General features: G+C 73.5%; 8 protein-coding genes. 3 read left to right on the top strand and 5 right to left on the bottom strand.

Going from position 1 to position 11,189, the window contains the following annotated elements; translation table 11 throughout:
- From ACSNOD_RS21785 to ACSNOD_RS21775, 3 genes are all read right to left on the bottom strand, one after another.
- The coding region (locus ACSNOD_RS21785) for a type I polyketide synthase (protein ID WP_436768688.1) at nucleotides 1–2,751 on the bottom strand (2,751 nt) is incomplete at its 3' end.
- Complete coding sequence (locus ACSNOD_RS21780; protein ID WP_436768687.1) at nucleotides 2,748–2,975, bottom strand: MbtH family protein; 228 nt, start codon at nucleotides 2,973–2,975, stop codon at nucleotides 2,748–2,750. The genes ACSNOD_RS21780 and ACSNOD_RS21785, both read right to left, overlap by 4 nt.
- Nucleotides 2,976–3,024: 49 nt before the next feature.
- Nucleotides 3,025–4,332, bottom strand: a complete 1,308-nt coding sequence (locus ACSNOD_RS21775) for a hypothetical protein (protein WP_436768686.1) — start codon at nucleotides 4,330–4,332, stop codon at nucleotides 3,025–3,027.
- A 441-nt stretch (nucleotides 4,333–4,773) separates the two neighbouring features.
- Here ACSNOD_RS21775 and ACSNOD_RS21770 point away from each other — a divergent pair, with 441 nt between their 5' ends.
- Nucleotides 4,774–6,012, top strand: a complete 1,239-nt coding sequence (locus ACSNOD_RS21770; protein WP_436768685.1) for a cytochrome P450 — start codon at nucleotides 4,774–4,776, stop codon at nucleotides 6,010–6,012.
- Here the strand turns inward: ACSNOD_RS21770 and ACSNOD_RS21765 are convergent.
- Nucleotides 5,952–6,743 (bottom strand): YqcI/YcgG family protein, encoded by a 792-nt coding sequence (locus ACSNOD_RS21765; protein ID WP_436768684.1) that lies wholly within the window; start codon nucleotides 6,741–6,743, stop codon nucleotides 5,952–5,954. The two genes, ACSNOD_RS21770 and ACSNOD_RS21765, sit on opposite strands and share 61 nt — an antisense overlap.
- 264 nt (nucleotides 6,744–7,007) lie before the next feature.
- Here ACSNOD_RS21765 and ACSNOD_RS21760 point away from each other — a divergent pair, with 264 nt between their 5' ends.
- Nucleotides 7,008–8,555: a methyltransferase domain-containing protein gene (locus ACSNOD_RS21760; RefSeq protein WP_436768683.1), complete on the top strand. Its 1,548-nt coding sequence runs from the start codon at nucleotides 7,008–7,010 to the stop codon at nucleotides 8,553–8,555.
- A gap of 600 nt (nucleotides 8,556–9,155) precedes the next feature.
- On the top strand, nucleotides 9,156–9,911 hold the full coding sequence (locus ACSNOD_RS21755; protein WP_436768682.1) for a LuxR C-terminal-related transcriptional regulator: 756 nt from the start codon (nucleotides 9,156–9,158) through the stop codon (nucleotides 9,909–9,911).
- A gap of 72 nt (nucleotides 9,912–9,983) precedes the next feature.
- Here ACSNOD_RS21755 and ACSNOD_RS21750 read toward each other — a convergent pair whose 3' ends face one another.
- On the bottom strand, nucleotides 9,984–10,751 hold the full coding sequence (locus ACSNOD_RS21750) for a thioesterase II family protein (protein WP_436768681.1): 768 nt from the start codon (nucleotides 10,749–10,751) through the stop codon (nucleotides 9,984–9,986).
- Nucleotides 10,752–11,189: the final 438 nt, after the last annotated feature.

Here is an 11,189-nt window from a genome sequence, read left to right as displayed (position 1 = left end):
GAGGGGCACGAGGAACCGCTGCCGCTCGAAGGGGTAGGTCGGCAGCGGCACCCGCCGGCGCCGCTCGTCGGCCGCGAACGCCTCCCAGTCCACGCCCACGCCCCGGGTCCACAGCTGCCCCACGGCCTCCAGCACCGGCCGGCCGTCGGCCGCGGCGTGGTCCGAGCCGAGCGTGGCGACCACGGGGCCGGCCGGCGCCGCGGGCGCTCCCGCGCCCCCGGGGCCCCGGCCCGCGCCCTGCGCGGCCAGACCGCGCAGCGTGGCGCCGGGCCCGACCTCCACCAGCGGTCGGCCCGGGGCCTCCCGCAGGGCGCGCAGCCCGTCCGCGAACCGCACCGGCTCGCGCAGGTGCCGCCCCCAGTAGCGGGGGTCGGTGGCCTGTTCCGCGGTGATCCAGGTGCCGGTGACGTTCGACAGCCAGGGGACGGCGGGGGAGTGCAGCCGTACCTCCCGCAGGGCCGCCACGAACTCCTCGACGACCGGGTCGAGGAGCGCCGAGTGGAAGGCGTGCGCGGTGCGCAGCCGGCGGGCCTCCACCCCCTCGTCGGCCAGTCGCCGCACCAGCCGCTCCACGGCCTCGGCCGGCCCGGAGACGACCGTCTGGGACGGGCTGTTGACGGCCGCGACGGAGAGGTCCGGGTGCTCCCGGAGCAGCTCCAGGACCCGCTCCTCGCCCCGCGGCACCGCCGCCATGGCGCCGGGCGCGCACCGCTGGACCAGCGCGCCGCGCAGGGCCACCAGGCGCAGCGCGTCCGGCAGTGCGACGACCCCCGACAGGCACGCGGCGACGAACTCCCCGACGCTGTGCCCGAGCATCGCCGCCGGCCGTATGCCCCAGTCGGCCAGCAGCCGGGCCAGCGCGTACTCGGTGACGAACAGGGCCGGCTGCGCCAGCCGGGTGGCCGCCAGCCGCTCCGCGGCCCGCTCGGCGTCGGCCGGCTCGGGGAAGAGCGTCGCGCGCAGGTCCTCGCCCAGCTCCGGGGCGAGCAGCTCCGCGCACTCGTCGACGACGGCGCGGTAGCCGGGCTCGGTCGCGTACAGCCCGCGCCCCATGCCCACCCGCTGGGCGCCCTGCCCGGGGAAGAGGAAACCGGGGCCGGGGGCGTCGGGGTCGGCGCGCCCCACGGACACCGGCGTGATGCCCGTGCCCTCCAGGGCCGCCACCGCCTCCGCGCGGTCCCGGCACACCAGGGCCATCCGGTGGGCGAACCGGCGGCGGCCGGTCCGCAGCGTGTGGGCGGCGTCCGCCAGGCCGGGGCCGTCCTCCGCGCGCAGCGCCCGCGCGAGGGCCGCGCCGGCGTGCTGGAGCGCGGTGTCGGTGCGGGCGGAGAGGACCAGCAGCTGGACCGGGCGGGCCGGCGCGGGTGGCTCCTCCACCGGCGGCTCCTCCACCACCACGTGCGCGTTGGTGCCGCCCACGCTGAACGAGCTCACGCCCGCGCGCCGCGGCTCGCCGCCCCGCGGCCAGGGCAGCGCCTCGGTGGCGACCCGGAACGGCGTGCCGGGGAAGTCGATCCCCGGGTGCGGCTCGGGGCAGTTGATGCTCGGCGGTATCTCCTCGTGGCGCAGCGACAGCAGCACCTTGATGAGCCCCAACACGCCGGCCGCGGTGTCGGTGTGGCCGATGTTCGGCTTGAGGGTGCCGATGGCGCAGTAACCCCGCTTCTCGGTGGCGAACGCCTCCGTGAGCGCGGCGATCTCGATGCCGTCGCCCAGCGAGGTGCCGGTGCCGTGCGCCTCCACATAGGAGATCGACTCCGGCTCCGCCCCGGCCACCGCCAGCGCCTCCGCGATCACCTCCGCCTGGCCGCGCACACTGGGGGCGGTGAAGCCCACCTTGTGCGCGCCGTCGTTGTTGACCGCGGTGCCCAGCAGCACACCGTGCACCCGGTCGCCGTCGGCGAGCGCGTCGGCCAGCCGCTTGAGCACGACCACGCCCACGCCGTCGCCGGGCACCGTGCCGTCGGCGTCCGCCGAGAAGGCCCGGCAGCGCCCGTCCGGGGAGTTGACCCCGCCCGGGGTGTGCACATAGCCCGCCTGCTGCGGGAAGTACACCGTGGCCCCGCCGGCCAGCGCCAGGTCGGACTCGCCGCTCAGCAGGCTCTGCGCCGCCAGGTGCACCGCGACGAGCGAGGACGAGCAGCCGCTGAGCACGCTCACGCTCGGGCCGCGCAGATCGAGCTTGTACGAGACCCGGGGCGCCAGGAAGTCCTTCTCGTTGCCCAGCAGCGCCTGGAACTCGCCGACCTCCCGCAGATATGCGGGGTTGGCCGCGAGGTGGCGGTGCCAGTACGAGGTGGGCCCGCCGCCGCCGAACACCCCGATCGCGCCGTCGAACCGCTCGGAGTCGTACCCGGCCGACTCCAGCGCCTCCCAGGCGCACTCCAGGAACAGCCGCTGCTGCGGGTCCATCAGCTCCGCCTCGCGCGGCGTACAGCCGAAGAACGCGGCGTCGAAGAGGTCGGCGCCCGCCAGCACGGGGCGCCGGCGCACCAGCGCCGGGTCGTCGAGCAGTTCTGCGGGCACCCCCGCGGCCCGCAGCTGCTCCGTGGTGAACGTGGTGTGGGTCTCCTCGCCGGCCCGCAGGACGCGCCAGAACTCCTCCGGGGAGCCGGCCCCGGGGAAGCGGCCGGAGAGGCCGACGACCGCGATGCGCGCGTCGCCGTCGCCGGCCACCGTCTCGCCGGCAGCCGTCTCTTCGGCCGCCGGCCCCGCGGTGGCCGCCGTGCCGGCGCCCTCGTGTCGGGTCATCGGCCGTCCGCCCCCGCCCCCGCCTCCGCCATCCGGCGCCGCAGGGAGGCGGGCCGCATATCGGTCCAGACCTCCTCGATGTGCCGGAGGCACGCGTCACGGGTGCCGGCCACGCCCGCGTCCCGCCAGCCGGGGGCCATCTCGCGGTCCGCCGGCCACACCGAGTACTGCTCCTCGTGGTTGACGACCACGCGGTACCGGTCGTCGCCTTGTTCGTCTCTCACCGGAAGTCCTTCGAAAAGCGCGGGGTGGGGGGTGGCGGGCAGCGGGCCGCTAGACCGAGCGCAGCATGTCCTCGGGGATGACGGGCTGGTGGTAGGTGCAGGTGCCGGAGAGCACCACCGAGCCGTGCAGCCGCTCGGCGGGGATCAGCAGCTTGTCGCCCTCCGACATCGGGATGCGCTGGCCGACGTTGTTCCAGAAGTGCATTTGGCCCACCTCGACCACGACCAGCCGGTGGTCGTCGTGCACATGCGTGGTGGAGGTCTCCTCGGACGACTCCACGAAGGTCTCCAGGTCGACCTCGATGTGCTCGGTGCGGATGCGGTGTTCGAGCTTCTCGGCCTTGGCCTTGTACTCGTCGAGCCGGTCGGCCCAGTCCAGCTGGACGGCGAGGTCCTCGTCGGCCACCCGGGCCAGCCGGCGGGCGTCCTCGAACCCGGTGTGGAACGACTCCAGGGCCTGCCCCCCGAACCGCTCCAGCAGCGGCGCCAGCAGGGCGCGGGTCAGCTCGACGAGCTCCTGCCCGGTCGTCTCGCGGGCGTCGGCGAAGTACCCCGGGCGCTCGATGCCGAAGCCCTCGCGCACCAGCTCCGCGTGGCCGGCCGCGGTGACGGACTCGTCGATCCGGTGGTGGACCCAGGCGCCGAGGAACTCCAGCACCCGCTCGTGGTCGTGCGCCAGCCGGTGCAGGTGGTTGGCGCCCGCCAGGGACGAGGAGAGGAAGAACTGCCAGTAGGCGTACGGGTCGTCGGACAGGCCCGCGCCGGCCAGCAGCGCGCGGTAGTCCTCGGCCCGGTCCGCCCGCTCCCGGAAGTCCTCCAGCAGCAGATGGCGCAGCGTGGGGTGGGCGGCGTCGTAGTCGCCGATCAGATTCCGGCCCACCGCGCTGTGCACCGCCGGGCGCACCGCGGTGAGCTGGACCAGGGCGAAGGCCGCCGCGTCCGCGCGGTGCCGGGCGCCGAGCGCCACCTCCAGCGCCCGTGACGGGCGGCTGCGCCGCTCCTCGAAGACGCCCAGGACCCGCTCCTCGAGCCCCCGCGCCCCACCGCCGGGCAGCGGCTCGCGGCCCTCGGACAGCCAGTCGAAGAGGTGGTGCTCCAGCACGGCCGCGGCGCGCCGGCCCAGCAGGCGGTTCTCGGCGGAGTAGAAGGCCGCCGCGTCGGTGCGGCTCGGATGGCCGGCGGGGCCGGGCAGGAACAGCAGGTCGGCGTCGTAGACATTGCGCAGCATGCGGTGGCCCAGCAATCCGCTGAGCTTCAGCACATCGCCGGCGGCCAGCGGTTTCCCGTAGTCCAGAAAACCGAGATCGTGCGGGCGGACCGGCCGGCGGAACGGATTCTGTTCATTGACCAATTCCATGGCCTCGGCGCTTCGGAAGGCCGAGTTGGCGGCATAGGACCGCACTGCCTCATTGGGATCGTCCGGCCTGCTCTTGATACGCGAGACAGGGCTCATCGATGGTGTTTCCCCTTCTTCCGCACCGGCGGTGGTGGCGCACACTGCTCGCACGCGACCCGAGCGGACTCGAAGCTAACAAGCGGGCCCGACAGCCGTCGTCCAACCGGAGTTGGAACCCGTTCTGAAACCGTGAGTTGAATCGGTGCCGGCCGGCCGCCACCCGAGGTTCACCGCTGGTCGGAGGCGACCGGACAGTGGCCTGTGCAAGAGACCGACACGTGGTTAAGGTGGCCCTCACCGACCGGTCGCGCCGGACTCGACGGCGACGGGAAAATCCGGTGACGGGTGACACCCCGCACAAAAGAGGCCGGTGGAACGGCACACAGGAAATGGGTGAAGGAAATGACGGAAGCCGCGATCAGCCCGCCTCCCACAACCGCCGACGGCGGCCGGGCCTTACGCGGGTGGCTCGCCGCGAACCGCGCGCGCAACCGGGTGCTCTGGGACGAGGCCACCCGCTCCTGCCAGGTCTTCGGACACGCCGAGACCCAGCGGATGCTGAAGGACCCGGAGACCTTCTCCTCGGACTTCGGCCGGCTGATCCCGGCGCCCGAGAGCCCCGTCGAGGTGGCGCCGGGGGAGCGGCCCGTGCCCAACCTCCTGGAGGGGCACCTGAGCGTCACCGACCCACCGCGCCACCACAAGCTGCGGCGGCTCGTCAGCCAGGCCCTCACTCCGCGCGCCGTGCGGGAACTCGAACCGAAGATCGACCGGATCTCGGCCGGGCTGCTGGACGCCATGGCGGGCCGTGCCGAGGTCGAGATGGTGGCCGGCTTCTTCAACCCGCTGCCCGTCGTCGTCATCGCCGAGCTGCTCGGCGTGCCGGCCGGCGACCAGGCCATGTTCCGCGGCTGGGCCGACGCCCTGGTCTCCGCCAACCACGACGCGGGCGCCGTCGACGCCGCCCGGCTCCAGCTCCCGGAGTCGATGGCCGAACTGCTGCTGGAGATGCAGTCGTACATCCTCGACCACGCCGCCCACCGGCGCCGGCACCCCGGGGACGACGTGCTCAGCCGGCTGGTGGCCGCCGAGGTGGAGGGGGAGCGGCTGAGCGAGACCGAGATCTTCGCCATCACCCTCATGCTGCTGCTGGCCGGCCACATCAGCACCACGCTGCTGCTCGGCAACGCCCTGATCCGGCTGGACGAGGAACCGGCGGCCGCCGCCGCGCTCCGGGAGAACCCCGCGCTCGTACCCGGCGCCCTGGAGGAGGTGCTGCGGTACAGCCCGCCCGCCCCGCTGGCCTACCGGCTCACCACCCGGCCCACCACCCTCGGCGGGGTGGACATCCCCGCCGATGTGATGGTGGCCTCCTGGGTGTTCTCGGCCAACCACGACGAGCGGGTGTTCACCGACCCCGAGACCTTCGACATCACCCGCGACCCCAACCCCCACCTGTCCTTCGGCCACGGCATCCACTTCTGCATCGGGGCGCCGCTGGGCCGGATGGAGGCCAGGATCGCGCTGTCGCAGCTGCTGGAGCGGGCGAAGGAACTGCGCTTCGCCGAGGCCCCGGTGTACTACGAGTCGCCCACCGTCTTCGGCGTCAAACGGCTGGTGCTGTCGAACCCCGTCGCCTGACCGGCCACGACGGCCTCCGCACCGGTGTGGTGGAACGGGCAGCGCTCCGCCACCCCATGAGCCCGGGGGCCGTCGGGGAGGAAGTACTGCCGCCACTCGCGGTTGTCCGGGTCCCCGTAGGACCCCAGCGCGGGCGAGGGCGGCACGGCGTCGAACCGGCTCAGCCGCTTGCGGATGGTGCGCCGCGCCGCCGCGCCGGGCGGGGTGTCGGCGCCCAGCCCCTCGAACACCCAGCGGGGCTGGAAGGTGATGAAGAACCCCGGGCTGTGCCGGCTGCGCCGCATCCGGTGCGCCGGGGTGTTGCAGACGACGAAGATGGGCGTGCCCCCGTAGCTGAACTCCCACCAGGGGTCGTCGGTGTCGGTGGGCACCCCGGCCGGCCACGGCTCCGGGTCCCGCTCGTGCAGATGCCGCAGGACCGCCCAGAACCTCTCCTCGTACTCCGGCAGCCGGCGCGGCGCGGCCTCGGGCCGGAAGAAGACGACCAGCGACGTCTCCCGGCCCAGCCGCCGGAAGTCGCGCAGATACGCGGAGAGAATTCCGGGGAGCGGCTCCCAGGCGCGCTCGTCGTCGAGATCGTCGACGAATGCGAAGCGCAGGGTGTTCCGCTTGATCCCGGACACGGCGAATGTGCAGGGGAAGGGGGATTCCTCCGACAGGAGAGTTTCTCTCAATTCCCGTATGCATTCCGTGCCCCAGGACGGGGTTTCGCCGATCACAGACTCTGACATGGTGGTCTCACCCCGACGGTAGCTCTTTCGCTGATGCCGCATCCCGCGCCAAAGGCATCGGACGGCGAGGACGCTACCAGCGGGCCCGGAATCGGTCTTCCAACCTGGGTACCCACTGCGCGGTGCAACCAGGAGTGGAATACCGCGAGAAGGCGTGCACCCCTGGGTGCATGGGGGAGCACACGGCGAATGGAATGTCTTTCGGGCGGCAGCGGCGGTCGCTAGCATGGCGGCCCCACGCAGCACCAGGAAAAGGAGACGCGCATGTCCGCTCCCGGGCCCGGGATATCCGGCGACGCGCCGAACGGTGAGGAACTCGAGCGGATTCTGGATTCGCACCCGGGCGTCGACCGCTGCGCCGTGCTCGTCGACACCCGCGACGACGGCTCATGGGCCTGCGCGGCCTATGTGATGCCGCGCCGCAACGACGCCGTCGTCGACGACGGGGCCGCCCTCGGACAGCAGTACGTCGACGAGTGGCAGGGGGTCTACGACCACGTCTACGGCCAGCCCGAGCCGGACGACGCCACCTTCGACACCCGTGGCTGGCTGAGCAGTTACACCGGCGACGCGCTCGGCCCGGACGACATGCGGGCCTGGGTCGACGGCACGGTGGCCAGGATTCGCGCCCTGTCCCCCCGGCGGCTGCTGGAGGTCGGCTGCGGCACCGGCATGCTGCTGCACCGGCTCGTCGGTGACACCGAGCGCTACTGGGCCGGCGACATCTCCGCGCGCGCCGTCGCCCGCATCCGCGCCGCCTTCGGCGGCGAACCCCCCGCCCACCTGGAGCTGTTCCAGGCCCCGGCCGACGACCTGGGGCCCGTGACCGCGGGGGACGTCGACGGGTTCATCGCCAACTCGGTGACCCAGTACTTCCCGGACGAGAGCTATCTGGACCGGGTGATCGGCCAGGCCGTCGACGTGGTCGACGAGGGCGGCTTCCTGTTCGTCGGCGACATCCGGCCCACCGCGCTCAACCGGGCCTTCTACGCGGGCATCGAGCTGTCCCGGGCCCCGGAGCGGGCCCCGCGCGAAAAGGTGCAGTCGCTCGTCGAGCGCCGCTGCTGCACCGGCACGGAACTGCTCATCGACCCCGGCTACTTCACCGATCTGCCGCGCCGCTTCCCCCGGGTGGCGCATGTGGCGGTCCTGCCCAAGCGCGGCAGCCGGCCGACCGAGATGAACCGGTTCCGCTTCGATGTGGTCATCCGGCTCGACAAGTCCCCGGGCGGCGAGGCCACCGTGTCCGACTGGCGGCCCTGGGACGAGAGCCGCCCCGACGCCGCGGCGCTGCGGCGCCTGCTCACCGAGGAGCGGCCGGACGCGATCGGGCTGCTGGGCGTGGCCAACGCCCGGACGCTGGCCGACCACCTCGCGGCCGAGCTGCTCACCCGCCCCGACGGGCCCGCCACCGCGGGCGAGGCGGTCGCGGCGGCGCGGGCCGCCGCGGCGGGTGCAGTGGACCCCGAGGAGATCTGGGCGCTCGGCGACGAGCTGCCCTACACCGTCCGCCTCAGCTGGGCCCGGTCGCTGCCGGACGGCGCCTTCGACGTGGCGCTGGTCCGCCACGAGGACCCGGCCGCCCCGGCGCCGGACATCCGGTTCCCCACCGAACCCGCGCCGCCGCGCCGGCATGTGAGCGACCCCTGGTACGGGCGGGTGGAGAACCTGCGGCCGGCGAAGCTGCGCGACCACGTGCGCGAGCGGCTGGGACGGCCGATGCCCGGCCGGATCGTCCTGCTGGAGACCTTCCCGCTCACCGAGGACGGGGGGATCGACCGCGCCGCGCTGCGCTCGGTGCAGTGGGCCTGACGCCCGGCGAGCCACGGCGCGCCTGAACGCCCCGACGGGCGCTTCGACGGTCCTTCGAGGGCCGCCACGGCAGTCTGACGGCGGTGAGGAGCATTCGCTCCCCACCGCCGTTTTCTGCGTTCCGGCGCCCTTTGTCGGCGTTCGCGGCGTCGGGCGGGAATGACTGAGAGGTGGCTTTGGTAGTGATTCTGACTCACGTTGGACGGTGCCGGTGGGCCGGGCCGTCGTGGCTGAATAGTGATGGTCGAGATGCGCGTGATAACGGTTGTCATGACGACGTTGAGGGATAAGCCCCGCACGGCGGTGGTGAGCCGTACATGTCTTCATCGCAGCACGCCAGGCGGGCCAAGGCAGTTCACGCCAATCTTCACCCCGGGAACGCCGCGATCTCGTGGCCTGGGACATGTCTCGCATACCCTGGCGCTGATCACAGTTCGACGCCGCCGTGTGACGCGGCGAAGCGTCCGACTCGTATACGACGTCTCGTCTGATCGGGGGTTCTTGGCCATGGGTGGCGCAAGTGCGATGGGCGGAGTACTCGGACGGTTCCGCGGCAACGGGGAAGGACGTACGGCGCCCTCCTGCCGGCCGGCGGAGCGCATGGACGCGGTCCCGCCCCAGCCGCGGCCGAGGGACGTGGCCGGACAGGAGTGCGGGGACGGCCGGGTGCGGCTGCTCCTCGGCGACGAACAGCCCCTCGTCAGGAGGGGGTTGCGGGCGCTGTTCGAGGCCGAGCCGGCGTTCCGCGTGCTGGGCGAGGCGAGCGACGGGCACTCCCTGCTGGACCTGGCCCGGCTGCACCGCCCCGACGTGGTGCTGATGGACGCGGACCTGCCCGGGCCCGATGTGCTCGACGTGGTGAGCGCGCTCTGCGCCGGGCCCGCCGACCGCGGCGCCGGCGTGGTGCTGCTCGCCTCCGAGGGCGGACCGCTCGCCGGCTACGCGCTGGGCGCCGTACGGGCCGGGGTGCGGGGCTTCCTCGACAAGCACGAGGCGTCGGAGGACATCGTCGCCGGCGTGCTGGCCGTGGCCGAGGGCGGCGTCGCCCTCACCCCCCGCATCACCGGCCAGGTCCTCGAAGGGCTGCGCTGCACGTGCCAGTCGGCCGCCGGGCGCCGGCCCGCCGGCGAGCTCGACCGGCTCACCCCGCGCGAGCTCCAGATCTTCCGCCTGGTGGCGCAGGGCCTCACCAACCAGCAGATCGCGGACGAGCTCTTCCTCTCGGAGGCGACGGTCAAGTCCCACTTCAACCGCATCTGCCGCAAGCTCGTGCTGCGCAACCGGGTGGACGCGGTGATCCTCGCCTACGAGATCGGCATCGTCGGGGCGGTTGCCGGGCGTGGCCCGGCGGCGTGAGCGGATCGTGTTTCCGGGCGAGGTGTTCTGGTGTGGGGCGTTTCGGCGTGCGGCGTTCCGGCGGGGGGCTTGTCAGCGCCGGGCGGGCGCGCCCGAGGCCCGCAGGTGGCGTGCCACTTCCGCGACGACCTCCGCCCGGTGCTCCACCAGATAGAAGTGACCGCCGGTGAACGACCGGCACTCCACCGCGCCCCGCGTGACCTCGCGCCAACTCTGCGCCCCGCCGTCGCGCAGATGCGGGTCGTCCGCCCCGTACAGCACGGTCACCGGGGCGCTCAGCAAGCCGGCGCCGTCGGCCGGCGGCGCCGGGCGGTACGTCTCGATCAGGCGGTAGTCGTTCCTGATCGCCGGCAGGAACAGCGCGCGGAAGTCACGGCTGTCGAGAATCGCGTCCGAGGTGCCGGCCAGCCCCCGCAACTGCTCCACGAGCTCGTCGTCCGGCAGCAGATGGACGGCCGACGGGGCCGCGGCGTGCGGGGCGGGGCGGCCCGACACGCACAGCCGGGCCAGCGCGCCGGGACACGCGCGCTCGATGCGGAGGGCGACCTCGTACGCCACGGCCGAGCCCATGCTGTGGCCGAACAGCACGAGCGGGTCGTCCGCCGACAGCGGCAACTCCGCGACGACGGCGTCCGCGAGGGTGGCCATGTCGCTCACGAGCGGCTCGTGGAAGCGGTCCTCGCGGCCCGGGTACTGCACGACGAGGACCTCTGTCCCCGGGGCGAGGGCCGTGGCCCACGCCTGGTAGAAGCTGGCGCCGCCGCCGGCGTGCGGGAAGCATGTCAGGCGTGGGGCGCGGGGGGTGGCGGCGTGCCGCCGTATCCATCCGCGATGCGTCATCTTTTCGACCTTTCGCTCTGTCCGACGTGCGGGTGCCCTCCGGGCGGGTTGCGCGACGTTCACGTTGTGGGTCGTCCGTGAGGTTCGCCCTCCGGGCGGGTTTGCGTGACGTCCACGTTGTGGGTTGTCCGCGACGTGACCGTCGCCGTTTCCTGGCCGAAGGCCGGGGTCTTTTCCCGCGCCTTCGGCGCGGAGCCTCCCCCATCCCCGGCCGGAGGCCGGGGAAAACACCCCGCCCTTCGGGGTGAAGCCCCAGTTCTCCGCCCCGAAGGGGCGGGATCTTCACCCGCGCCTTCGGCGCGAAGCACTCCCCCCGGCCGAAGGCCGGGGACCTACCCCCCCTTCGGGGCGAAGCCTCACTTCCCCGCCCCCGAAGGGGCGGAACTCGTTTTCCCGCGCCCTCGGCGCGAAGCACCACCCCATCCCCCGGCCGAAGGC

It is taken from the genome of Streptomyces sp. URMC 123, assembly GCF_051386515.1.
Classification (GTDB): domain Bacteria; phylum Actinomycetota; class Actinomycetes; order Streptomycetales; family Streptomycetaceae; genus Streptomyces.
Note: the sequence above shows the minus strand (reverse complement) of the source record. Positions and strands in the feature narration are given on the sequence as shown.

Coding starts and splice junctions, on each gene's coding strand:
- ACSNOD_RS21770 (WP_436768685.1), top strand. CDS start 4,774: ATGACGGAAGCCGCGATCAGCCCGCCTCCCACAACCGCCGACGGCGGC.
- ACSNOD_RS21775 (WP_436768686.1), bottom strand. CDS start 4,332: ATGGAATTGGTCAATGAACAGAATCCGTTCCGCCGGCCGGTCCGCCCG.
- ACSNOD_RS21755 (WP_436768682.1), top strand. CDS start 9,156: ATGGACGCGGTCCCGCCCCAGCCGCGGCCGAGGGACGTGGCCGGACAG.
- ACSNOD_RS21760 (WP_436768683.1), top strand. CDS start 7,008: ATGTCCGCTCCCGGGCCCGGGATATCCGGCGACGCGCCGAACGGTGAG.
- ACSNOD_RS21765 (WP_436768684.1), bottom strand. CDS start 6,743: ATGTCAGAGTCTGTGATCGGCGAAACCCCGTCCTGGGGCACGGAATGC.
- ACSNOD_RS21750 (WP_436768681.1), bottom strand. CDS start 10,751: ATGACGCATCGCGGATGGATACGGCGGCACGCCGCCACCCCCCGCGCC.